We start from the raw sequence: 23175 nt of genomic DNA on the forward strand, positions 1-23175 counted from the left end.
TAACTGACACACCGCGCTGCCTGGTTTTGGGGCCGCTTCGCAGCCCAACGCGGGGCAAGCCCGCTCGCCACAACAAGTCCGCCCGCCACAGTTACAGTGTTCCTCATTAGGGCTTGCCCCCTCTCCCACATGGCGCCTGTGTCCATTGGAAAATCTTATTTGATGCGGTAGTGGAAGGTGTTGCGCACCGCTGGTACGGCCACGGCCTTGCCTTCGACGATCCGCGGCTGGTAACGGAAAGTATTCGCCGCCGCCAATGAAGGCCGGATAAACAAGGGGTGGCAGCCGTCCAGCACCTTGGGGTTCTCTACCCGGCCCTGGGGGTTGACGGTGTATTCCACCGAGCAGTCGCCTTCGATGTGCTTGTCCAGGGCGCGTTCGGGATAGTCCGGTGCCTCCTTGCTCAGGGGTTGGTATTGGCGGCTGTCGAAGGCCGCTGCCGGGGCTGGGGTAGCAGCTCGGGCTTTTTCAGCGGCCAGGCGTTGCTGATCGAGGCGCTGTTGTTCCAGCTCACGATGGCGTTGTTCGGTGGCCAGGCGTTCCTGCTGCTGCTCGATTTTCTTGTCTTCGACGCGTTTACGCGCCAAGGCGGCTTTCTCGAGTTTTTGCGCCTGGATCTGCGGGTCGACCGTGGGCTTTGCCGGGGCCGGCACCGGTACCACCAGCGGCTCCGACGGTGCGGGCGCGGCCACCACCGGTTCAGGCTCGGGCGCTGGCGCCGGTGGCAGCATGACCAACTGCGTGTGCATCACCCGAGGGGCATCCACCACAGGCTTCTCCGTCGACCAGCCCAGCATCAACGCGGCCAGCACGCCCACGTGCAGCGCCACCGCCAGGCTGGCGGCGAGGCTGTTTCTGCAAAAACCCGAAGCATCCCGGGGCGCCATCGGCAGGGTCGGACTGTGCATGATCATCGCCGTCATTGCGGGGCCTCGGTCACCAGCCCCAGGTTGCTGACCCCGCCCTTCTGCAACACCGCCATGGCCGCGACCACACGGCCGTAACCGGCGTTGTCGTCGGCGCGGATGTAGACCTGGGTGTCGCTGCGCGCGGCCACCACCTGCATGACCTTGGCGCCCATTTCCTCCAGGCTCACGGCGCTGTCGGTCTGGTGTTGGGTATCGAGTTCGCCGCCGAGGTTCCAGTAATAGCCACCGTCGGCCTTTACCGACAGCGTGAGGATCTGCTGGCGGGTGTCGGTGGCCAACGCCTCGGCGGCGACCTTGGGCAGTTCGATCTTCACGCCCTGGGTCAACATCGGCGCGGTCACCATGAAGATCACCAGCAGCACCAGCATCACATCGATATACGGCACCACGTTCATCTCGGCCTTGGGCCCGTGCTTGCGTTGCGGCCTTACTAACATGGGAGCGCTCCTGTTCAGGCGGCCACGGCCAGGTTGATCGCGGCACCGCGCAGGCTGCGGTGCAGGCGCACTTGCAGCTCATTGCCAAACGCGTAGTAACGGGTGAGCAGAGTCTGGCCGCGCGCCGCGAAACGGTTATAGGCGATCACCGCCGGGATGGCGGCAAACAGGCCGATGGCCGTGGCGATCAAGGCTTCGGCGATGCCCGGCGCTACGGTGGATAACGTGGCCTGCTGCACCTGGGAAAGGCCGATAAAGGAATTCATGATGCCCCACACCGTGCCGAACAGACCGATGTACGGGCTGACCGACCCCACGGTGGCGAGAAATTGCAGGCCCTTTTCCAGCTCGATTTCCTGCTCGGTGATCGCTACCTGCAAGGCCCGCTCGACGCCTTCGAGCACCTGCGGATCATGGCTGTGCAGGTGCTGGTATTCCTGGACCCCGGCAATAAAGATCGGCGCCACGCCGCCCTCGCCCGCCTGCAACGTGTCGCGGTACAGCGCCTGCAAGTCCGGCGCGGCGCGAAAGCGTTGCACAAAACCGTTCAACTGCCGTTCCAGGCGGCGCAGCACACTGCCGCGCTGGATAATCAGGTACCAGCTGAGCAAGGACGCCAACAGCAAGGTGACCATGACCGCCTTGACCAACAGGCTGGCGTCGCTGATCAAACCCCAGATCGTCATATGTTCCATCGTCGCGTGCATAGTGAATCTCCCATTCGATTAAAAAGTGATGACCGGTTGATGACGGTTCACGGCAATTTCAATGCGCGGGTGACCTCGGCCCAGGGCACGAACTTGAAGTTCTGGGTTTGCTCGGGCATGCGCTTGCGCCCGTCCTGCACCACCAGCATGCCTTGGCTCCACGGCCCGCCGAGGTTGATGGCGGTGACTTCCAGGCCATCGGTTTCCGAAGCGCCGTCGATCCCGGCAGCGGCGTTCAAGCCGACGCGGAAGCCGCCATGCACGGCAAACGGCGGCTCGGCATCCACCACCAGGTAGCTGTCATTGCCTTGGCTCGAGATCACCAGGTAGTCATGCTTATCGCTCTGGTACAGCGCCAGGCCTTCGACATCCGCATGCAACTGTGGGCCGACCTTGATCACGCTGATCAATGTCGACGGTTGATCGGCACGCGCATCCACCGCCCACACGCCCACATCTTCTTCACCGATAAACAGGCGCTGGCGCTGGTCGTCGGCCACACAGCCTTCGGGTTGGCTGTCGACCTTGAACTGGCGCACCAGCTCGCCCTGCACCCGGCCGTCCGGCGCGCTGAGGCGGTATTGCAGGAAGGTGCCGTCCTTGCCGTTGGCGATTGCGTAGATCTCGCCGCTGGCTGGCTGGAACAGGCAAATGCCGTAGATTTCCTTGAGCGGCGTGGGCACTTCACCGGCTTCACGCAGCTCGCCGCTCTGACGGTCGATGCTGAACAGGCTCAGGCTGTTGTGATCGCGGTTGCTCGCCACGGCCAGGTCGACCGTTTGCTGGCCGAGCTTGAAGCGGGGGCGTACATCGACGTTATTCAGGCGGCCCACCGCCAGTTCCTGCAACAGCTTGCCGTCGAGGTCGTAGGCGAGCAGGCCTTGCTTTTTGTTGGTGCCGAGCACACGGCTTTTGCCCGGTGTTTCGGGGTGAATCCAGATCGCCGGGTCATCCGCCGCATCGCCCTGGCGGCCAACCGGGTCGCTCTGGCGCAAGGCCGCGACCTCCGGCAGCAGCGGCGCCACCGCGACGGGCTTGGCCTGCCAGTCGAGCCTGGCCTGGTAGAGCGCGCCGCTGTCGTCATCGCGCACCAGCAGTTGGCGGCCATTGATCGCCAGTTGTTCCGGCTCTTTCAGGCCCGGCAGGCTCAGGCTCGATTGCTCCACCCAGCGCTCGCCGGTTTGCTGGAACAGGTGCAACTGGGCGGTCTTCGGGTCCAGCGCGACCACGCCACCGGGTACCAGCGCCATGGCCCCGGCTTCGCGTTTGGGGTTGTCGAACAGCGCCACCGGGGTGCGTTTCACATCGGCTTCCGGGTGCGCCGGGTAGGCCCACCAGCCGACACTCTCTTCATTCACCACCAATTGCTGGGTGGCGTCGTCCACCTGGCAGAACTGCGCCGACGGCGGCAGCGGCAAACCGCGTACGCGCTGGGGTTCAGCGAGCAACGTCGAGCCGTTGCCCACCAGCCATTGCTCGCCCTTGCCCTCCTCGCCCACCAGGAACACAAACAGGTTGGCCGCTGCGTCGCGGTACAGGCACAGGCCATTCACCGGGTAGTCGCGGGTCGGCAGGTAGACCGGCGTGCCCCAGGTTTTGCTGGCGCTGTCCAGGTTGATCAGCAGCGCCTGCTGGCGGTCGTTGTCGAGGCTGGCGACCAGCACATGGGTGCCTGCGGCGCGGGTGTCGAGGCTGCTGAAGTTGCCTTTGAAACGCGCCAGTTCGGCGCCTTTGCTGTCGAGCAGTTGCAGGCCGTCACGGGTGCTGGCGGCCACGCGCTCGCTGGCGTTGGGCAGGAAGGCCACGGCTTCGGCCTTCAGGCTGGGTGCCCAAGGGGTCAGCGCCAGGTCGGCGGCGAATGCATTGCCGCCGGTGGCCAGGGCGATCAGCAGGTATAGCTTGGAAAGTCTCATGAACAAACAAAATCCTTGTCTTGTAGGAGCGAGCTTGCTCGCGAAGAACGTCAACGATGTCGCGAGCTGTCTGGATGCACGCGGTGTTCCGGGCTTTTTCGCGAGCAAGTTCGCTCCTACAGTGGGGTATGGGGTGGGTTAGAAATGGGTGAAGGTCAGGCCCACTTTGTAGGTCGGGCCGTACTCTTCGTATTGGCCGTTGTAGCTGCGGTTGCCGGTGTAGACGAAGTACGACTCGTCGGTGAGGTTCTGGGCCTCGAAGCTGACTTGCAGGTTCTTGGTCAGCGAGTAACGCGCGCTGAAATCGACGAAGGTCTGCGCGTCGACGTGCCGGTCGTGGGCCTTGTCGTTGATCGACGCCAGTTCATACAGGTAGGCCGACTTGTAGTTGGCCGACAGGCGCAGGCTGAGCGTGTCGTCTTCCCAACCGAGCATCAGGTTGCCGACGGTGTCCGACTGGTTGGGCAGGCTGATAGTGCGCTTGCGGTTCGTGCCGCTGGCGGCGTCGAAGCCTTCGATATCCGCGCTGGACCGGCTGAAGGTGCTGTTGGCGCCGATCAGCAAACCGTTCCACGGTGCGGGCAGCCAGTCGAACTTCTGTGAGTAGGCCAGTTCCAGGCCGTAGAGCTTGGCGCTGTCGCCGTTGGCGTAGGTATGGGCCTCGGCGAAGTTGGCCCAGGCGCCGGTGCCGGCGAGGTCGGTGTTGTAGACGAAATGCTTGATGTCCTTGTAGAACACGAACGCCGACACGGTCCCGGCGCGGCCCATGAAATGCTCGATGCCCAGGTCCAGGTTGCTCGACTCCAGCGGCTTGAGGTCCGGGTTGCCGAAGGTGGCTTCGTCATCGTCGATCACAAAGCCCGGTGCCAGCTGGCCAAAGGTCGGGCGCACCACCGATTTGGTCCAGGCCGCGCGCACCTGGGTGTTCTTGTCGATCTGGTAGCGCGCATGCAGGCCCGGCAGCCAGTGGTGATAACGGCGCTTGGTCTCGGTGGCGGTGAACTGGCCGTCGGTGGCGCCGGTCCCCTTGGCTTCGAACTCGGTGCCTTCGTAACGCAGGCCGGCGATAAAACGCCAGTCGTCGATGTCGATGGTGTTCATCAGGTAGCCGGCGTTGATGTCTTCGCGGAGGGTGAAGTCGTTGACCCGCGATTCGGTCTCGTCGTAGAAGTCCGACGGGTTGAGGCTGCCAATCAGCTGCTTGATGGCGCCGGGGCTGATGCCTGGGCCGTAGTTGCCGAGGCGATAGTCGACGCTGCCCTTCTGGAACTGGGTGAGGTTGAGCTGGTCGGCACTGTAGCCCAGGGTGTCGAAGTCTTTATAGACCCAGGCTTCGAGGTCGTTGTCCTTGTGCCGGCGACTGACCTTGCCGCCGAACTTGACCTGGGAGGCGTAACCGCTCAGGTCATAGTCGCGGGCCAGGTCCAGGCGCAGGTTTTTCTCGGTGTCGCGGGTGTTCTGCTTTTCCCAGTCGACCTTGTCGAGGGTGAAGTTGCTGGCGTCGTAGAAGCCGCTGCCGATGATCGGGCGGGGCTTGTCCTTGTCGTAGAAACCGCTGTTGGCAAAGTCGCCGCCGTCGAAGGTGGCGCCTGCGATATGCGCCGGGCTGTCTTCGCTGGACTGGCTGTAACCGGCCTGGCCGCTCAAGGTCCAAAGGCCCAGCATGCGTTCGCCGCCGAACACGTAGGACTGGATTTCCTGGGTTTCTTCACGGTTCTTCAGCTTGCGCTTGCCCTCGGCATCGCCCAGTTCGCCAGGGGCCTGGGGGTCGGCAAATTCAATACTGGTGGAGTTGCGGGTTTCGCTGTCTTTGTAGCGGCTGTAGAGGGTGCGCAGGTAGTAGCTGCTGAGGTCGTCGGGCTTGTAGTCGAAGTTCAGGCCACCGCCGGCGCGTTCGCGGCTGATGTCGTAGTCGCGCTGTTCGAACTCGTTAAGCCGCGCGCCCCGACTGAAGTCCCAGGCGCCGCCGGTTTCGACGTTGTCCGAGCCGAAGTCGCGCTTTTGCCAGCTCAGCGCCGCCGCCACGCCGAAGTTGTCGATGCCGTCGCCGAGGCTGAAACGGTTACTGGCGGCGCCGGAGAATTTCGGGCTGGTCTGCCCGGTATTCTTGTCGTAGCTGGCTTCGGTGCTGCCGGTGTAGAACAGGCCGTTGTGGTCGAAGGCCGAGAGACTCTTCACGTCGACGGTACCGCCCAGGGAGTTGGCGTCCATGTCTGGGGTCAGGGTCTTGATCACCGACAGCGACTGCACCAGTTCCGAGGGCAGCACATCAAGGGCCACGGCGCGCCGCTTGCTCTCGGGCGATGGCACCAGGGTACCGTTGATGGTCACGCTGTTAAGGTCCGGGCCCAGGCCGCGCACGCTGACAAAGCGCCCTTCGCCCTGGTCACGCTCGACGCTGATCCCCGGCAGGCGCTGCGCCGCTTCGGCAACGTTTTCGTCGGGCAACTGCGCCACACCGTCGGCATGCACCACGCTCTTGATGCTGTCGGAGGAACGCTGCTCCTTGAGGGCCTTGTCGATGGCCGCAGCCTGGCCGACCACTTCAACGTGTTCGGTGGTGGCCGCTTCCGCCGCGTTGAGTCGTTCACTGGCGATGGCCAGGGCCAAGGCAGTAAGCGTAAAGCTGACGAGCCCGGTGCGCTTGTACATGAAATCCTCCCCAAGAGTCCGTTGGCGCCAGGCAAGTGGCCCGGCAACTGGGAGGGCAAGCTAGGGGTGGGGGATGACGGTTCTGTGACAGGGATCGGCGCGAAGCCCCGTAAACCGGGGGTTTTGCCCGATTCTGGATGTGGAATGAGCTGATATGACCTGTGAAGATCCCCTGTGGGAGAGGGCTTGCCCCCGATGGCGGCCTCTGGGCCGACTATTTTTTTGGTTTGGACCGGGTACATATCCGTTGCTGCGGTAACGGCCACTTAGGGTTCCGCCCTTACGGCGGCTCACTTTGGAAAAGCCCCAAAGTAAGCAAAGGGCTCTTGCCCCACCACTCGGCACCTCGCCCAGGCTCGGTGTGCCCGCAATCCGACAGTGATTTGGGGGGCCGCCGCCACGCGCCATCCATGGCGCGGGGCGGCTAAACCGGCATCCCTGCCGGTTTACCCCCCAAATCACTGTCGAATTGCGGCCAGCGTGGTTTAACGGGGCGCCTGAGATCAAGATCTAAAGCAAGATCAAGAGCGGCTCGCTTCGCATCGTGGTTAGCGTTGGCTAATACAACATTGTGTAGATACCCATGCCCCGATGGCGGTGGGTCAGCTGGTATATCTGTTGACTGATACACAGCCATCGGGGGCAAGCCCCCTCCCACATTTTTTGACCTTTGTTGTCTGTGAGATGAGCTGATTCGACCCTCCCCCACCGTCATCCAACGGTCACATGCATCTGCTGTGCTGGCCTCCTCGCTCACTTGTCCAAGGACCCGCGGCCATGTTTTCCGTGCTCAAGCCCCACCGCTGGAAACTCTCGTTGCTGCTGATCGCCGCCAACCTCGGGCTGATCCTGCACCTGGCCTGTGGCGAGTTGAAAAGCGTCAGTGAGTGGGTATGGCTGGATATCTTCGGCGAAGGCGGTTCCGCCCTGCTCGCCCTGGTGTGGCTGGGCCTGGTGCTGAAAAGCCGCCCCGCCGGCCGCGTCACCAACTACCTGGCGCTGGGCCTGTCGTGCATCTTTTTCTCCTGGTGGATCGACAGCCTCGACGAATTCATCCGCCTGCCCGACAGCATCACCTGGGACCACTGGCTGGAGTCCGGGCCAATGCCGGTGGGCATGATCCTGCTGACCATCGGCATCTACCATTGGCACCGCGAACAACTGGCGATCAGCGCGCAGATGGAGAAACGCGAACGTCTGTTTCGCGAGCATCGCCTGTTCGACAAACTCACGCCGCTGGCCGGCGCCGATTACCTCAAGCGTCAGTTGGCCGACAGCCTGCAAGACAGCCGCGAGCAACAACAACCGCTGTCGTTGCTGGCCCTGGACCTGGACAATTTCGCCGCCATCAACCAGGCCTACGGCCACGCCGAGGGCGATGCGGTGTTGCAGGCGTTGAGCCAATTGCTCCTGCTCAACCTGCGCCGCCAGGACTTGCTGTGCCGCCTGGCCGGTGACCGCTTTGTCGTGCTGCTGCCCAATACCGGCGAACGCCAGGCCAAGGAGCTGGCGCTGGAGTTGCAGCAAGCGGTGCGCGGCCTGGCCCACAAGACCCGGCAACAGGGCGAACGCCTGCAACTGGCCGCGACCACCGCCGTGGTGATGGCGCTTGAAGAACCGCCCCAGGACTTGCTCAAGCGCCTGAACCTGGCGTTGGCCAGGGCCAAGCAACCGCTTGCGAAAAGTGCCTGAGATGGCCGTGAAAACCAGCTGGTATGAAGCCGACAGCCGCTTCATCCCCGGCCATTACCAACCCGCCACGCTGATCGACCTGGCGCTGTCCCGCGAAATCGACAGCCACCGCCTGCTGCGCGGCACCGGGCTGTTTCATGAGGACATCCTGGCGGGTACCGCACGCCTGAGCCCGCAGCAGTTTCTCGGCTTGATCGGCAACAGCCGCAAGCTGTTGGACGCCGACGACAGCAGCTTTTTGTTGGGGCAGCGGCTATTGCCCGGTTATTTCGGCGCGGCCAGTCACGCCCTGGGCCATGCGCAGCACCTGCACCAGGCGCTGGAGATCCTGATCCAGCAACAGGTGCTGCTCAGCCCATTGGCCACGCTGCAACTGGAGCTGGATGAACACCACGCCTACCTGTACTGGCGGGACAGTTGCGGCGCCGGCGAGCATTGGCGCTTCCTGCTGGAAGCGAGCATGACCTCGCTGGTTGCCATGAGCCAATGGCTCAGCGGCCAGCGCCTGCCGTGGGCGTGCAGTTTCAGCCACCGCGAGCCGCGCTATGTCGAACAGTACTGGGTCAACCTGGGCGAACACACGCGCTTCGAGCGCCCGCTGGACATGATGAGCATCCCGCGCGAATACCTCACCCGCGCCTGGCCGGGCGCCTCGGCCACCGCTGGCCAGGTCGCCCGCCAGCAAGCGCGCGAGCAGATCGAACAATTGGGTTTTGCCTGCAGCTTTCTCGACTGCCTGTACGACTACCTGCACGACCAGGTGCGCCAGCCGCCGAGCCTGGAACAGGCAGCCCAGGCCTTCGCCATGAGCCCGGCGACCCTCAAGCGCAAGCTGCACAAACACGACACCGGCTTCCAGGAGCAGGTGGATCGGGTGCGCAAGCAAGTCGCGTTGCACCTGTATCAGGTGAAGGGCTACAGCAATGATGAGGTAGCGGCGTACCTGAACTTCAACGATGCGGCGAACTTCCGGCGCTCGTTCAAGCGCTGGACCGGCAGCACGCCGAGCCTGATCCGCCAGCTATTCAACAGCCACTAGCCAGGCGCTCGCGCAGGAACTCCACCAGCGCCTGCACCGGCCGTGAGCTTTGCCGATGCTGGGGATACACCGCCGACAAGGTCAGGTCTTCGGGGGCGAAGTCGTCCAGTACGCTCACCAGGCGCCCGTCCTTCAAGGCATCGCCGACGATAAAGGTCGGCAAGTAGGTCACACCCAGCCCTGCGATGGCGGTGTCGCGCAGCAGGTCGCCGTTATTCACACGCATGCGGCCACTGACCTGCAGTGCCTGCACCTTGCCTTTGAAGCGCCACTGCACCTGGCGGCCATGGCCATAGGGCAGGCAGTCGTGGTCAGCGAGGTCCTCGGGTTTTTGCGGGGTACCGCGCAGGGCCAGGTAGTCGGGACTGGCGCAATACACCCGCGGGATGCTGGCGATACGGCGGGCGATCAGGGTGGAGTCTTCCAGGGTGCCGATGCGCAGGACCAGGTCGTAGCCTTCGCCGATCAGGTCCACAGGGCGGTCGCTGAGGTCGACCTCCACCGACACCTGGGGGTGGCGCTGCAAGAACTGCGGCAGCAGGCAGCCCAGGTGCGCCATGGCAAACGACAGCGGCGCGCTCAGGCGCAGGGTGCCGCGCGGTTCGCTGTTCTGGCCGGCGATGCCCTGCTCCACTTGCTCGACGTCGTTGAGCAGGCGCAAGGCGGATTCGTAGTAACTTTGCCCCAGGGGCGTGACATCCAGGCGACGGGTGGAGCGGTTGAGCAGGCGCACGCCGAGGCGGTCTTCGAGCTGGATCAGGCGGCGGCTGACAAATTGCTTGGACAGGCCGAGTTGCTCGGCGGCGGCAGTAAAGCTGCCGGACTCCATGACCTGGCAGAACAGGCGCATGTCTTCGAAGGGGTTCATTGTCGCTTCTCGGTGGACGATGGGCTGATTTATAGCGGGTTCATGGGCACACCACAAACCTAATGTGGGAACACAATCAAATGTGGGAGGGGGCTTGCCCCCGATAGCGGTGCATCAGTCCACAATACTGAGACTGACACACCGCAATCGGGGGCAAGCCCCCTCCCACAGGGGATTACCGACAGGCTTGAGAACCGGTTACTTGGCAGTGAACGCCGAGTAGCTGTTCATCAGGTTGCGGTAGTTCGGGATGCGCGGCGACAGCAGGTTGGCCAGGCCTTCCATGTCGTTACGCCAGTCCACTTGCAGCTCGCAGGCCACGGCGAACCAGTTCACCAGTTGCGCACCGGCGGCGGTCATACGCGCCCAGGCGGCTTGTTGCACGGTTTCGTTGAAGGTGCCGGAGGCGTCGGTGACCACGAATACCTCGAAGCCTTCTTCCAGGGCGCACAGGGTCGGGAACGCTACGCACACATCCGTTACCACCCCGGCAATGATGATCTGCTTGCGGCCGGTGGCCTTGACGGCCTTGACGAAATCTTCGTTGTCCCAGGCGTTGATCTGGCCAGGACGGGCGATATACGGCGCGTCCGGGAACAGTTCCTTCAGCTCGGGTACCAGTGGGCCGTTAGGACCGCCTTCAAAACTGGTGGTGAGGATGGTCGGCAGGTTGAAGAACTTCGCCACGTCGGCCAGGGCCAGTACGTTGTTCTTGAACTCATTGGGGGAGAAATCCTGCACCAGGGAGATCAGGCCGGTCTGGTGATCCACCAACAGCACCACGGCATCATCTTTATTCAGGCGTTTGTAAGTCATGGGAGTTGCTCCTGTTTGTCGAAAGAGGCGAGTTGATTAAAAGGCAAAGCAAGAACAGCCAAACGCCCCCCAGAAACCCTGGAAGTCGCTGACCGGCACGCTGGAAAGGCGCGCCTTTTCGTGGCTATGGGAATGCACGCCACAGGGGCCGCTGCACTGGTGGACCTGAGCTTGCAACGGCGAAGACGGACGCCAGTGCCCTGGCACCTTGACCACCGGCGACCAGTCCGGCAGCACCGGTACACGCGGTGGCGCGAAACCTTCGAAGTCGCCGGCGCCGTACACCACCTTGCCGCCGACCACGGTGAGCACCGATTCGATCCATTTGATGGCTTCTTCATCGACGCTGAAAAAATCCGCCGACAGCGCGGCGACGTCCGCCAACTGGCCGACCTTGATCTGGCCCTTCTTGCCCTGCTCCGACGAGAACCAGGCGCTGCCGTGGGTGAACAGCTCCAGCGCGGTCAGGCGTGGCAAGCCTTCGGCATGCAGCTCCAGGCCGCCGACGGTACGCCCGCTGACCATCCAGTACAGCGAGGTCCACGGGTTATAGCTCGACACCCGCGTGGCATCGGTGCCCGCGCCCACCGGCACGCCTTCGGCCAGCATGCGTTTGATCGGCGGCGTGGCTTCGGCGGCCTTGGCGCCGTAGCGCTCGACAAAGTACTCACCCTGGAACGCCATGCGGTCCTGGATCGCAATGCCGCCACCCAGGGCGCGTACGCGCTCGATGTTTTTCGGGGTGATGGTTTCGGCATGGTCGAAGAACCATGGCAGGCCATTGAACGGAATATCGCGGTTGACCTTCTCGAACACGTCGAGCATGCGCGAGATCGATTCGTCATAGGTGGCGTGCAGGCGGAACGGCCAGCGCTGCTCCACCAAGTGACGCACCACCGGTTCCAACTCCTGCTCCATGGTCAGCGGCAGGTCCGGGCGCGGTTCGAGGAAGTCTTCGAAATCCGCCGCGGAGAACACCAGCATCTCGCCAGCGCCGTTGTGGCGCAGGTAGTCGTCGCCCTGGTGCAGGGTGACGCTGCCGGTCCAGTTCTTGAAATCGCTGAGCTCTTCCTTGGGCTTCTGGGTGAACAGGTTGTAGGCGATGCGCACCGTCAGCTGTTCATCCTTGGCCAGTTGCTCGATCACCGCGTAGTCATCGGGGTAGTTCTGGAAACCGCCACCGGCGTCGATCGCACTGGTGAGGCCCAGGCGATTGAGTTCACGCATGAACTGGCGGGTCGAGTTGACCTGGTATTCCAGGGGCAGTTTCGGGCCCTTGGCCAGGGTCGAATACAGAATCATCGCGTTGGGCCGCGCCACCAGCATGCCGGTGGGGTTGCCTTGGCTGTCACGCACAATCTCGCCACCCGGCGGGTTCGGCGTGTCCTTGGTGTAGCCGGCCACGCGCAGGGCGGCGCGGTTGAGCAAGGCGCGGTCATACAGGTGCAGCACGAACACCGGGGTGTCCGGCGCGGCCTGGTTGAGCTCTTCCAGGGTCGGCATGCGCTTTTCGGCGAACTGGAATTCGTTCCAGCCACCGACCACGCGCACCCATTGCGGCGTGGGGGTGCGGTCGGCCTGATCCTTGAGCATGCGCAGGGCATCGGCCAGGGATGGCACGCCTTCCCAGCGCAGTTCGAGGTTATAGTTCAGCCCGCCCCGGATCAGGTGCAGGTGCGAGTCGTTAAGGCCGGGGATCACGGTACGCCCCTTGAGGTCGATGACCTGGGTACCGCTGCCGCGCAGGGCCATGGCCTCACCGTCAGTGCCGACGGCGACGAAGCGCCCCTCGCGAATGGCGACGGCGGTTGCGCGCGGGTTTTCACGGTCCACGGTGTGGAACTGGCCATTGAACAGAATCAGATCGGCGTTCATAGGGTTTCCTTTACAGAGGCTTCAAGCCAGGGAGCGAACAGGCGGGTAGCCGCCGGCATCAGCAGGTAGACCACCAGCAGGACGATGGTCAGGGTGACCAGGAAGGTGGAGACCACGTAGTTGGACAGGAACGGGTGCAGACGCAGGATCGGCCCCCAGATAAACGGCAACAGCAAGGTCTGCGGCAAAATCACACACAGGCTGACCACCGCCTGCTTCCAGCGCGGCGGCTTGGCGGCGCTGTCGGCCAGGGGCGTGAACCAGAACTCGTTGGCCGCGCCGATTTCAGTCTGGTCGCCGTCGGCCAGCATCGGCGCAGCTTCAGCGATCAGCTGTTTGCGTTGGGGGGAGTCGAGCCACTGCTCCAGCGCAGCGGTGGTGCCATAGCGCAGTACGCAGGTGAACAGCGCCAGGCCGCCCTGCTTGCTGCGCACCACGTCTACACCGAGGTGGCCGGGGCGCTCGCCGGCGATGCGCACGATACGCCGCAGCCAGGCTTCGTAGTCGGCTTCAAGGCCTGGCTTGATGCGGTGTTTGACGACCAGGGTGACGACTTCGTCAGGGCTGGTCTTAGGTGTCGGGTCCATGGTGTCTTCCCCCCTGGAACGTTGAGCGATGGGGGAAGTGTGGCGCTATCGGGCAGGGGAAAATTGCATGTACGTGCTGTCTATGCGGCGGCCCCGGGACCGCCCTCGTCACACCGACAGGTAGCGACTGATGGTCGCCTCGTCCACTCGATCACGGGTCTCTTCGATCACAAAGCGGCCCTTCTCGATCACCAGGAAACGGTCGGCGATCTCCAGGGTGAAGGACAGCACCTGCTCCGACACCACGATGGTCAGGTCGCGCAGGTTGCGGATTTCCTTCAGCGTGCGTGCAATGTCCTTGATGATCGACGGCTGGATGCCCTCGGTCGGTTCATCCAGCAGCAACACCTTGGGGTTGGTCGCCAAGGCCCGCGCGATCGCCAACTGCTGTTGCTGCCCGCCCGACAGGTTGCCGCCCTTGCGCGACTGCATGTCGTAGAGCACCGGGAACAGCGCATACAAGTCCTCCGGCACCTTGCCTCGGGCCGAGGCCGGCAGGCCGGTCTGGATGTTTTCCAGCACGCTCATGCTGGGGAAAATCATGCGGCCCTGGGGCACATAGGCAATGCCCCGCGCTACCCGCTCATGGGTTTCCAGCGCCGACACCTCATGGCCGTCCACACTGACCTGGCCTTGCCACTGCGGCAGGATGCCCATCAGGCTCTTGAACAGGGTGGTCTTGCCCATGCCGTTGCGGCCCATCACCGCGACGATCTCGCGCTTGGCCACGTGCAGGTCCAGGTCGTGGAGGATCTGGCTCTGCCCGTAGCCGCAGGACAACTGGTCGATCTTGAACATGCGCGGCTCCTCAGTGGCCCAGATACACTTCGATGACTTTCGGATTGCTTTGCACCGACTCCATGCTGCCCTCGGCCAGGACCTTGCCCTGGTGCAGCACCGTGACCTTGTGGGCAATGCTCTTGACGAATTCCATGTCGTGCTCGATCACCAGCACCGAACGGCCCTGGCTGATGCGGTTGAGCAGCTCGGCGGTCTGCGCGCGCTCGTTGACGCTCATGCCCGCCACCGGTTCATCGAGCATCAGCAGCTCGGGGTCCTGCATCAGCAGCATGCCGATCTCCAACCACTGCTTTTGCCCGTGGGACAGCAGGTCGGCCTGTTGTTGCAACAGGTCGCCGAGGAAGATCTCCCGCGCTACCTCTTGCACCCGTGCGATCACCTGGGCGTTGCGCTTGAAGAACAGCGCGCCCCACACCTTGCGCCCGGCCGGGTAGGACATCTCGAGGTTTTCGAAGACGGTGAGGTTTTCGTAGATCGACGGGTTCTGGAACTTGCGCCCCACGCCTGCGCGCACGATGTTGTACTCGCGCATCTTGGTCAGTTCCTGGCCATCGAACTGGATGCTGCCACTGGTGGCGCGGGTCTTGCCGCAGATCAGGTCCAGTACCGTGGTCTTGCCCGCGCCATTGGGGCCGATCACCACGCGCACTTCGTTGCGGTCGATATACAGGTTGAGGTTGTCGACCGCCTTGAAGCCGTCGAAGGACACCGTCAGGCCCTCGATGGCCAGCACCGGTTTGTTCATTTCAAAGCCAACGGCGGTCATGGTTGGGTCTCCAGGATCTTGCTTTCAGCCTTGGGTCTGGCCTTGGGGACCACGGCTTTCATCGGCGGTGGGCGGCGCAGCAGCTTGGCCAGCGCCTGGCGCCCGTGGCTGTCCCACAACCCGGCCAGGCCATTGGGGAAGTACATGACCACGGCGATAAACAACCCGCCCATCAGGTACAGCCACAACTCGGGGAAGGACTCGGAGAAATAGGTCTTGCCGTAGTTCACCAGCAGCGCGCCATACACCGCGCCGAGCAGCGACATGCGCCCGCCCACCGCCGCGAAGATCACCATCTCGATCGACGGCACGATGCCGACGAACGACGGCGACATAAAGCCTACCTGCAAGGCAAACATCGCCCCGCCGATGGCCGAGAACGCCGCCGCCACACAGAACACGAAGATCTTGAAGCTGGCCACGTCATACCCGGAGAAACGCACTCGCTCTTCCTTGTCGCGCATCGCCATCAACAGCCGGCCCAGCTTGGAGGCGAGGATAAAGCGGCCAATGAAGATGCAACCGAACAGCAAGCCGGCGTTGATGAAGTACAGCAGCATTTTTGCGCTGTCGGTGCGCAGGTCCCAGCCGAGCAGGGTCTTGAGGTCGGTGATGCCGTTGACGCCACCGGTCAAGCCTTGCTGGCCGACGATCAGCACCGTGAGGATCAGCGCAATCGCCTGGGTGACGATGGAAAAGTACACATCGCCCACGCGCCGCTTGAACAGCGCCATGCCGATGATAAAGGCCAGCAGCACCGGCACCGCGATCACCGCCACCAGGGTGAAACTGAAGCTGTGGAACGGCTGCCACAGCCAGGGCAATTCGGTGATCTGGTTCCAGTCCATAAAGTCCGGAATGCCGGGGGTGGACTGAATCTTGGTGCTCTCCGGGTCCGAGGCCTCCAGCTTGAGGAACATCGCCATGCAATAGCCGCCAACGCCAAAGAACACGCCCTGCCCCAGGCTGAGAATGCCGCCATAGCCCCAGCACAGCACCAGCCCCACCGCGACGAACGCGTAGGTCAGGTACTTGCCGACCATGTTCAGCCGGAATGCATCCAGGGTCAGGGGAAACACCACCAGGATCAACAGCGCCAACAGCACGATGCCGATCAGGTTTTGCTGGCCGCCCAGCAGCTTGTCTAAAGCCTTCATCTGCTCGCCTCTACTTGCGCACTTTGATGGAGAACAACCCTTGCGGGCGCAGCATCAGGATCAGAATCACCGACGACAAGGTCAGTACCTTGGCCATCGAGCCACTGAGGAAAAACTCCGACAGCGATTGGGTCTGGGCGATCACGAACGCCGAGGCAATCGTGCCGAACAGGCTTTGCGCGCCGCCGAACACCACCACCAGGAAGGTGTCGACGATGTACTGCGAGCCCGCCATGGGGCCGGTGGAGCCGATGGTGGTGAACGCCGCACCGGCCACCCCGGCCACGCCACAGCCGAGGGCGAAGGTCATGCGGTCGACCTTGCGTGTGTTGATCCCCACCGCGCGGCTCATCAAGCGGTTCTGCACCGTGGCGCGCACCTGCAGGCCCCAGCGCGAGCGGTACAGCATCAGGAAGATCGCACCGGTCAGCAGCAGGGTCAGGCCCATCATGAACAGGCCGTTGCGCGGGATCTCGATGGCGTCGGTGAAGTTCACCGAGCCCATCAACCAGGCCGGTGGTTCAGCGCTGACCTCACGGGCGCCGAACACCGAGCGGAAGGTTTGCTGCATCACCAGGGACAGGCCCCAGGTCGCCAGCAAGGTGTCCAGCGGGCGCTTGTACAAGCGGCTGATCATCGCCCATTCCACCAGCCAGCCAACGGCGCCGGCAACTAGGAACGACAGGGCGATGGCGAAGAAGAAGTAATAGGGCTGGAAACTCGGCGCAAAGTGCGCGGTGAGGCTGGAACACACGTAGGTGGTGTAGGCACCGATCGTCAGGAATTCACCATGGGCCATGTTGATCACGCCCATCTGCCCGAAAATGATCGCCAGCCCCAATGCCATCAACAGCAGCACGCAGAACACGGACAAGCCGTTGAACCCCTGCATCGCCGCGATGGCTCCAAATTCCGATAGCCATTCCATGATGATGGTCTCCTGAGCGGGAGGTGGTAATTAGAATGCGATCTGCTTTTGCTCTATGTGGGAGGGGGCTTGCCCCCGATAGCGGTGGTTCAGTTATAGAAATGTCGACTGACACTCCGCCATCGGGGGCAAGTCGAATCGTCGCACCGCCCCTCCCACATTTAGATCTCTTTATGCCTGAGGGTTATTGGTAACCCTTGGGAAACGGGTTCGGCTCGATCAGATCCGATTCGTAGATCACCTTGAACTGCCCGTTCGGCTGCACTTCACCGATGCGCGACTTGCTCCACAGGTGATGGTTTTCGTGGATCTTCACGTAGCCTTCCGGCGCGGTTTTCAGCTCGATGCCCGGGGAGGCGGCGACGACTTTGTCCACGTCGAAACTGCCGGCCTTCTCCACCGCCGCTTTCCACAGCCAAGGGCCGAGGTAGGCCGCCTGGGTCACGTCGCCGATCACCGCGTCCTTGCCGTACTTGGCCTTGAAAGCTTCGACGAAGGCTTTGTTGTTGGGGTTGTCCAGGCTCTGGAAGTACTTCATCGAGGCATAGAAGCCGGCCATGTTTTCGCCGCCGATGCCGAGCAGTTCGTCTTCGGTGACCGACAGGGTCAGCAGGGTTTGCTTGGACGCGTTCACACCCGCCGCGTTGAGCTGTTTGTAGAACGCCACGTTGGAACCGCCCACCACTGCGGCAAAGACCACGTCCGGTTTTTTCAGCTTGACCTTGTTGATCAGCGAGCCGAACTGGGTGTTGCCCAGCGGGTAGTAGTCTTCGCCGACCACGGTACCGTGCAGCACATTTTCAATGTGCTTGCGCGCGATCTTCATCGACGTGCGCGGCCAGATGTAGTCGGAGCCGACCAGGTAAAACGTTTTGGCGCCCTTGGTCTTGGCGATCCAGTCGAGGCTGGCGAGGATTTGCTGGGTGGCTTCCTGCCCGGTGTAGATCACGTTTTTCGACTGTTCCAGGCCCTCGTAGAAGGTCGGGTAGTAGAGCAAGCCATTTTCTTTCTCGAAGATCGGCAGCACCGCTTTACGCGAGGCCGAGGTCCAGCAGCCGAATACCGCAGCCACCTTGTCGTTGACCAGCAGTTTCTTGGCTTTTTCAGCGAAGGTCGGCCAGTCGGACGCGCCGTCTTCCTGGATCACTTTGATCTGCCGTCCCAGAATCCCGCCCGAGGCGTTGATCTGCTCGATGGCCAGGCGCTCGGCCTGGATCGAGCCAGTCTCGGAAATCGCCATGGTGCCGGTGGCCGAGTGCAACTGGCCGACAGTGACTTCGGTAGGCGTCACGGCCAAGCCTTCGTTATCGGCCAGCACGCCCTGGCTGAACAGCGCGGCCGCCAGCAATGACAGGGCCAACAGCGGTTTGGAGCGGATCAATCGTGGTTCCATGGGGCGACTCCTCTGCAATGAGGGCTCCAGCATGGCGGCAGCCGACCCACGCGGGTATACGCAGCCTGACGTAACGGGATACGTCATTTGACGTATGCCACTGCGCACCAATGCAGGGCAGGATCGCGTCCGCCCAGCCACCGCTGACCAATGTGGGAGGGGGCTTGCCCCCGATAGCGCCGGGTCAGCGAACAAATAAGTGACTGACACTCCCTCATCGGGGGCAAGCCCCCTCCCACATTTGACTCGCAGCGCCCGCGAGGGCATGGAACTTGCTCACTCCCTTCGTCCACCCTGCGGAGCCTCCCCACCGTGCAATCCCCTCCCGGCACCCAGCGCATCGTCAAGATCCGCCGCGACTACAACACCTGGGTCGCCGACGAGACCATGGAAGACTATGCCCTGCGCTACACGCCCAAATCCTTTCGCAAATGGTCGGAGCTGCGCATTGCCAACACCGCCCTGGGCGCGGTGTCGTTCCTCGCATTGGAAGCCATCGGTGGTGTATTGGCCCTGAGCTACGGCTTCACCAACACTTTCTGGGCGATCCTTGCCATCAGCCTGGTGGTCTTCCTGACCGGCCTGCCCATCAGCTACTACGCGGCGCGCTACGGCGTGGACATGGACCTGCTGACCCGTGGAGCCGGCTTCGGTTATATCGGCTCGACCATCACCTCCCTGATCTACGCCAGCTTCACTTTCCTGTTCTTCGCCCTGGAAGCGGCGATCATGGCCCTGGCCCTGGAGTTGTATTTCCATATACCGCTGGCCTTTGCCTATGTGATCTGCTCGTTGCTGGTGATCCCGCTGGTGGCCTACGGCGTGACCCTGATCAGCCGCCTGCAACTGTGGACGCAACCGTTGTGGCTGCTGTTGCTGGTGCTGCCGTACGGCTTCGTGTGGTGGAAAAACCCCGATGCCTTCAGCGACTGGACCAGTTTTGTCGGGCGCAGCGGCGATGGCGGCGGTTTCAACCTGTTGGCGTTCTGCGCCGCCTGTACCGTGGCGCTGTCGCTGGTGACGCAGATCGGCGAACAGGTGGACTACCTGCGCTTCCTGCCGGAAAAAACCGCGGCCAACCGCAAGCGCTGGTGGGCCGCCCTGCTCTGCTCCGGCCCCGGCTGGATTATCCCCGGCGCGTTGAAGATGTTTGGCGGGGCGTTCCTGGCCTTTCTCGCCCTGCAACATGAAATCCCCATGGAGCGCGCCGCCGAGCCGACCCAGATGTACCTGGTCGCCTTCCGCTATGTGTTCAGCTCGCCGGAATGGGCCCTCGGCGCAATGGTGCTGTTCGTGTTCATTTCACAGATGAAGATCAACCTGACCAACGCCTACGCCGGCTCCCTGGCCTGGTCGAATTTCTTCGCCCGCGTGACCCACAGCCACCCTGGGCGCGTGGTGTGGCTGGTGTTCAACGTGGCGATCGCGCTGATGCTGATGGAGCTGGGCGTGTTCGATGTGATCGACCAGGTGCTGGGCTTGTACGCCAATATTGCGATTGCCTGGATCGGCACGTTGGTGGCCGACCTGGTGATCAATAAACCCTTGGGGCTGTCACCCAAACATATCGAGTTCAAGCGCGCGCATCTGTACGACATCAACCCGGTGGGCGTCGGCTCGATGCTGATTGCCTCGCTGCTGTCGATCCTCGCCCACTTCGGCCTGTTTGGCGCCCTGGCACAGGCGGCGCCGCCCTTCGTAGCGCTGGGCACGGCATTGATCATGGCGCCCCTGTTGGCCTGGCTGACGAAGGGCAAGTACTACATCGCGCGCAGCAGCGACGTGCGCTTGATTCACCCGGTTGCACCGGCGACCCATGCCGTGTGCGGGCTGTGCAGTAACCCGTTCGAGACCGCCGACATGGCGTTCTGCCCGGCCTACAGCACGCCGATCTGCTCGTTGTGTTGCTCGCTGGATGCGCGCTGTGGCGACCGCTGCAAACCCCATGCGCGATTGGTCAGCCAGTTCGAAGGCGTATTGCGCGGGTTGCTGCCCAACACGCTGATGCCGCGCCTGCATACGCGGCTGGCCCATTACCTGGGGCTGCTGTTGGTCCTGGTGTTGCTGCTCGCCGGCGCCTTGGCCTTGATCTACGTGCAGGCCGCCCAAGGGTTGCCGCATTCGGAGACGTTGTACCAGGCGTTCTTCAAGGCGTTCCTCACCCTCTCGGTGCTGGCCGCCGTGCTCGCCTGGTGGGTGGTGCTGACCCGCGAAAGCCGCCGCGTCGCCCAGCAGGAATCCGACCGCCAGACCCTGTTGCTGATGCAGGAAATCGACGCCCACAGCCTCACCGACCAGGCCTTGCAACAGGCCAAGGAAGCCTCGGAAGCGGCCAACGCCGCCAAAAGCCGCTATGTCACCGGCTTGTCCCACGAACTGCGCACGCCGCTCAACAGCATCCTCGGTTTCACCCAGATCCTGCAGCGTGACAGCGCCATGCCCGAGCAGCACCAGGACGCACTGGCGACCATCCTGCGCAGTGGCTCGCACTTGCTGTCGCTGATCGATGGCCTGCTCGATGTGGCGAAGATCGAGGCCGGCAAGCTGCGCCTGGAGCTGACGGAAATCCCCTTCCCCGAACTGATCCACGACCTGGAGCAGATGTTCACCCCCCAGGCCCAGGACAAGGGCCTGCGCTTTCGCCTGGACTGCGTGGGCAAGATCCCGGCGGTGGTGCGCGGCGATGAAAAACGCGTGCGCCAGATCCTGATCAACCTGCTGGGCAACGCGGTGAATTTCACCGACAGCGGCGAAGTGTGCCTGCGGGTCAGCTACATGCGCGAGACGGCTAATTTTGAAATCATCGACACCGGTATCGGTATTGATCCGGGGCAGATCGAGCGGATTTTCCAGCCGTTCGAGCGTGGCGACCTGATGCGCCAGGACAACGGCGTGGGCCTGGGGCTGACCATTACGCGCATGCTCACTGCCTTGATGGGCGGCGAATTGCGCGTGACCAGCGAGCTGGACAAGGGCACCTGCTTCCAGGTGCGGCTGTTCCTGTCGCAAGTGCGCGCGCCGCAAGCGGTGGTGCATGTGGAACACGACATCATCGGCTATCAAGGCGAGCGCCGACGCATCCTGGTGGTGGATGACCATGTGGACCACCGCAAGGTGCTCAGCGGCATGCTCACGCCGTTGGGCTTCGAGGTGATCCAGGCGAGCAACGGCCAGGACGCCATTCGCCAGGTGGCGTTGCTGGCGCCGGACCTGATCCTGATGGACCTGTCGATGCCGACCCTGGACGGCTGGGAGACCAGCCGGCTGATCCGGCGCAATGCGCTGTCCACGGCGCCGATCATCGTGATTTCGGCCAACGCGTTTACCGACGATCGCGAACGCAGCATCGCCGCCGCCTGCAACGACTACCTGGCCAAGCCAGTGCGTACCCCGGAGCTGCTCGGGTGCCTGCAACAGCACCTGGGCTTGCAGTGGGTACGGCGCACCAAGAGCCTGGTCCCGCCGCCGCCACCCAGCGTACTGCCCAGCGCCGACGACCTCGCGGTACTCGCCGAACTCAGCGCCATTGGCTATGTGCGTGGCCTGCACGAAAAACTCGACACGATCCTTGCCCAGCGCCCCGACGTAGAGCCGTTCATCACTCAAGTCCGCGGGCTGCTCAAGGGTTTTCGCCTGGATGAACTCAACCGAACCCTCAAGGAGGCCGAAGATGAATGCTCTCACCCGCAGCACTGAACCTGGCGTGGTGCTGATCGTCGACGACACGCCGGACAACCTGGCGATGCTCTCCGACGCCCTCGACGACGCCGGCTACATGGTGCTGGTGGCTCTCGATGGCCTCAGCGCGCTGAACCGCGTGCAACGGCGGCGCCCCGATCTGATCCTGCTGGACGCGATGATGCCGGGCCTGGACGGTTTCGAAACCTGCCGCCGGCTCAAGGCAATGCCGGCCAGCGCGGATATCCCGGTGGTGTTCATGACCGGGCTGACCGACAGCAAGCATGTTGTGCAAGGCTTCGAGGTCGGTGGCAGCGACTACGTGACCAAGCCGATCCAGACCGACGAAGTACTGGCGCGGGTGGCGGCGCACTTGCGCACCTCACGCATCCTGATGTCTGCACGGGCGGCGACGCAACCGAGTGCGTTGACCCTGGAGGATGAGCCGGCGCACCGGCTGTTGTCCGCCAGGTTCCAACTGACCGAGCGTGAGGTGGAGGTGTTGCGCTGGGTCGCGTGTGGCAAGACCAACCGGGATATCGGCGATATCCTGGGGTTGAGCCCGCGCACGGTGAACAAGCACCTGGAGCATGTGTATGTGAAGTTGGGAGTGGAGACCCGCACCGCCGCGACGTCAGTGGCGTTAGCGGCAATCTGATGTGGAAGGTCCCGCCAAATCTGCGGCCCCCCCCCTGTGGCGAGCGGGCTTGCCCCGCGTTGGGGCGCGAAGCGGCCCTGAAACCAGTCTCCCGGTTCTACCAGAAGGAATGCGGCGGCCTTATTGGGGCTGCTTCGCAGCCCAACGCGGGGCAAGCCCTAATGCCGTTCAGTTAAGGCTTTTTTGTAGGAGCGAGCTTGCTCGCGAAGAACTCACAGGCGCCGCGTTCACTCAGGAAACACGCGTTATCGTTGACGTTTTTCGCGAGCGAGCTCGCTC

General features: G+C 63.1%; 18 protein-coding genes. 4 read left to right on the forward strand and 14 right to left on the reverse strand.

What is annotated here, in order from left to right; translation table 11 throughout:
* Nucleotides 1–155 precede the first annotated feature (155 nt).
* The 5 genes from AC1Q6I_RS30320 to AC1Q6I_RS30340 form a co-directional block, all read right to left on the reverse strand.
* On the reverse strand, nucleotides 156–923 hold the full coding sequence (locus AC1Q6I_RS30320; protein ID WP_024074881.1) for an energy transducer TonB: 768 nt from the start codon (nucleotides 921–923) through the stop codon (nucleotides 156–158).
* Nucleotides 920–1366 (reverse strand): protein TolR, encoded by a 447-nt coding sequence (gene tolR / locus AC1Q6I_RS30325; RefSeq protein ID WP_024074880.1) that lies wholly within the window; start codon nucleotides 1364–1366, stop codon nucleotides 920–922. Before tolR ends, AC1Q6I_RS30320 begins: the two co-directional genes overlap by 4 nt.
* Nucleotides 1367–1380: 14 nt before the next feature.
* Complete coding sequence (gene tolQ / locus AC1Q6I_RS30330; RefSeq protein ID WP_024074879.1) at nucleotides 1381–2073, reverse strand: protein TolQ; 693 nt, start codon at nucleotides 2071–2073, stop codon at nucleotides 1381–1383.
* A gap of 47 nt (nucleotides 2074–2120) precedes the next feature.
* Nucleotides 2121–3986, reverse strand: a complete 1866-nt coding sequence (locus AC1Q6I_RS30335; protein WP_102625380.1) for a phytase — start codon at nucleotides 3984–3986, stop codon at nucleotides 2121–2123.
* Between the two features lie 138 nt (nucleotides 3987–4124).
* The gene (locus AC1Q6I_RS30340; protein WP_102625381.1) at nucleotides 4125–6638 is read right to left on the reverse strand and encodes a TonB-dependent receptor; all 2514 of its coding nucleotides are present in this window, start codon (nucleotides 6636–6638) and stop codon (nucleotides 4125–4127) included.
* Between the two features lie 777 nt (nucleotides 6639–7415).
* Here AC1Q6I_RS30340 and AC1Q6I_RS30345 point away from each other — a divergent pair.
* Both AC1Q6I_RS30345 and AC1Q6I_RS30350 read left to right on the forward strand, forming a co-directional pair.
* Nucleotides 7416–8330 (forward strand): GGDEF domain-containing protein, encoded by a 915-nt coding sequence (locus tag AC1Q6I_RS30345; protein WP_102625382.1) that lies wholly within the window; start codon nucleotides 7416–7418, stop codon nucleotides 8328–8330.
* A 1-nt stretch (nucleotide 8331) separates the two neighbouring features.
* A complete protein-coding gene (locus AC1Q6I_RS30350; protein WP_102625383.1) occupies nucleotides 8332–9369 on the forward strand; it encodes an AraC family transcriptional regulator in 1038 nt (345 codons plus the stop codon).
* Here AC1Q6I_RS30350 and AC1Q6I_RS30355 read toward each other — a convergent pair.
* The 9 genes from AC1Q6I_RS30355 to urtA all read right to left on the reverse strand — a co-directional run bounded on the left by AC1Q6I_RS30355 (nucleotide 9356) and on the right by urtA (nucleotide 18560).
* Entirely contained in the window at nucleotides 9356–10237 is an 882-nt protein-coding gene (locus AC1Q6I_RS30355) for a LysR family transcriptional regulator (protein ID WP_102625384.1), read from the reverse strand. The two genes, AC1Q6I_RS30350 and AC1Q6I_RS30355, sit on opposite strands and share 14 nt — an antisense overlap.
* A 198-nt stretch (nucleotides 10238–10435) precedes the next feature.
* A complete protein-coding gene (gene ycaC, locus AC1Q6I_RS30360) occupies nucleotides 10436–11053 on the reverse strand; it encodes an isochorismate family cysteine hydrolase YcaC (protein WP_024074873.1) in 618 nt (205 codons plus the stop codon).
* A 36-nt stretch (nucleotides 11054–11089) separates the two neighbouring features.
* Entirely contained in the window at nucleotides 11090–12928 is a 1839-nt protein-coding gene (locus tag AC1Q6I_RS30365; protein ID WP_102625385.1) for an amidohydrolase, read from the reverse strand.
* Complete coding sequence (locus tag AC1Q6I_RS30370; protein WP_024074871.1) at nucleotides 12925–13515, reverse strand: antibiotic biosynthesis monooxygenase; 591 nt, start codon at nucleotides 13513–13515, stop codon at nucleotides 12925–12927. The genes AC1Q6I_RS30365 and AC1Q6I_RS30370 overlap by 4 nt, the downstream gene beginning before the upstream one ends.
* A gap of 108 nt (nucleotides 13516–13623) precedes the next feature.
* Nucleotides 13624–14313: an urea ABC transporter ATP-binding subunit UrtE gene (gene urtE, locus AC1Q6I_RS30375; RefSeq protein ID WP_024074870.1), complete on the reverse strand. Its 690-nt coding sequence runs from the start codon at nucleotides 14311–14313 to the stop codon at nucleotides 13624–13626.
* A gap of 10 nt (nucleotides 14314–14323) precedes the next feature.
* Nucleotides 14324–15082 (reverse strand): urea ABC transporter ATP-binding protein UrtD, encoded by a 759-nt coding sequence (urtD, locus tag AC1Q6I_RS30380; RefSeq protein ID WP_024074869.1) that lies wholly within the window; start codon nucleotides 15080–15082, stop codon nucleotides 14324–14326.
* A complete protein-coding gene (urtC, locus tag AC1Q6I_RS30385) occupies nucleotides 15079–16239 on the reverse strand; it encodes an urea ABC transporter permease subunit UrtC (RefSeq protein ID WP_102625386.1) in 1161 nt (386 codons plus the stop codon). Before urtC ends, urtD begins: the two co-directional genes overlap by 4 nt.
* Before the next feature lie 10 nt (nucleotides 16240–16249).
* Entirely contained in the window at nucleotides 16250–17167 is a 918-nt protein-coding gene (gene urtB / locus AC1Q6I_RS30390) for an urea ABC transporter permease subunit UrtB (protein WP_173903840.1), read from the reverse strand.
* 184 nt (nucleotides 17168–17351) lie between these two features.
* Nucleotides 17352–18560 carry an urea ABC transporter substrate-binding protein gene (gene urtA, locus AC1Q6I_RS30395; RefSeq protein WP_024074866.1) on the reverse strand — a complete coding sequence of 403 codons (1209 nt, stop codon included), beginning with the start codon at nucleotides 18558–18560 and terminating at the stop codon, nucleotides 17352–17354.
* A 312-nt stretch (nucleotides 18561–18872) separates the two neighbouring features.
* Here urtA and AC1Q6I_RS30400 point away from each other — a divergent pair, with 312 nt between their 5' ends.
* Nucleotides 18873–22256 carry an ATP-binding protein gene (locus tag AC1Q6I_RS30400; RefSeq protein WP_102625387.1) on the forward strand — a complete coding sequence of 1128 codons (3384 nt, stop codon included), beginning with the start codon at nucleotides 18873–18875 and terminating at the stop codon, nucleotides 22254–22256.
* Entirely contained in the window at nucleotides 22231–22896 is a 666-nt protein-coding gene (locus AC1Q6I_RS30405; protein WP_024074864.1) for a response regulator, read from the forward strand. Before AC1Q6I_RS30400 ends, AC1Q6I_RS30405 begins: the two co-directional genes overlap by 26 nt.
* Nucleotides 22897–23175: the final 279 nt, after the last annotated feature.

This window comes from Pseudomonas sp. MPR-R2A5 (assembly GCF_058793055.1).

Bases quoted from the DNA above. Each gene is read 5' to 3' on its own strand.
- AC1Q6I_RS30320 (WP_024074881.1), bottom strand. From the start codon at position 923: ATGACGGCGATGATCATGCACAGTCCGACCCTGCCGATGGCGCCCCGG.
- tolR (WP_024074880.1), bottom strand. From the start codon at position 1,366: ATGTTAGTAAGGCCGCAACGCAAGCACGGGCCCAAGGCCGAGATGAAC.
- tolQ (WP_024074879.1), bottom strand. From the start codon at position 2,073: ATGCACGCGACGATGGAACATATGACGATCTGGGGTTTGATCAGCGAC.
- AC1Q6I_RS30335 (WP_102625380.1), bottom strand. From the start codon at position 3,986: ATGAGACTTTCCAAGCTATACCTGCTGATCGCCCTGGCCACCGGCGGC.
- AC1Q6I_RS30340 (WP_102625381.1), bottom strand. From the start codon at position 6,638: ATGTACAAGCGCACCGGGCTCGTCAGCTTTACGCTTACTGCCTTGGCC.
- AC1Q6I_RS30345 (WP_102625382.1), top strand. From the start codon at position 7,416: ATGTTTTCCGTGCTCAAGCCCCACCGCTGGAAACTCTCGTTGCTGCTG.
- AC1Q6I_RS30350 (WP_102625383.1), top strand. From the start codon at position 8,332: ATGGCCGTGAAAACCAGCTGGTATGAAGCCGACAGCCGCTTCATCCCC.
- AC1Q6I_RS30355 (WP_102625384.1), bottom strand. From the start codon at position 10,237: ATGAACCCCTTCGAAGACATGCGCCTGTTCTGCCAGGTCATGGAGTCC.
- ycaC (WP_024074873.1), bottom strand. From the start codon at position 11,053: ATGACTTACAAACGCCTGAATAAAGATGATGCCGTGGTGCTGTTGGTG.
- AC1Q6I_RS30365 (WP_102625385.1), bottom strand. From the start codon at position 12,928: ATGAACGCCGATCTGATTCTGTTCAATGGCCAGTTCCACACCGTGGAC.
- AC1Q6I_RS30370 (WP_024074871.1), bottom strand. From the start codon at position 13,515: ATGGACCCGACACCTAAGACCAGCCCTGACGAAGTCGTCACCCTGGTC.
- urtE (WP_024074870.1), bottom strand. From the start codon at position 14,313: ATGTTCAAGATCGACCAGTTGTCCTGCGGCTACGGGCAGAGCCAGATC.
- urtD (WP_024074869.1), bottom strand. From the start codon at position 15,082: ATGACCGCCGTTGGCTTTGAAATGAACAAACCGGTGCTGGCCATCGAG.
- urtC (WP_102625386.1), bottom strand. From the start codon at position 16,239: ATGAAGGCTTTAGACAAGCTGCTGGGCGGCCAGCAAAACCTGATCGGC.
- urtB (WP_173903840.1), bottom strand. From the start codon at position 17,167: ATGGAATGGCTATCGGAATTTGGAGCCATCGCGGCGATGCAGGGGTTC.
- urtA (WP_024074866.1), bottom strand. From the start codon at position 18,560: ATGGAACCACGATTGATCCGCTCCAAACCGCTGTTGGCCCTGTCATTG.
- AC1Q6I_RS30405 (WP_024074864.1), top strand. From the start codon at position 22,231: ATGAATGCTCTCACCCGCAGCACTGAACCTGGCGTGGTGCTGATCGTC.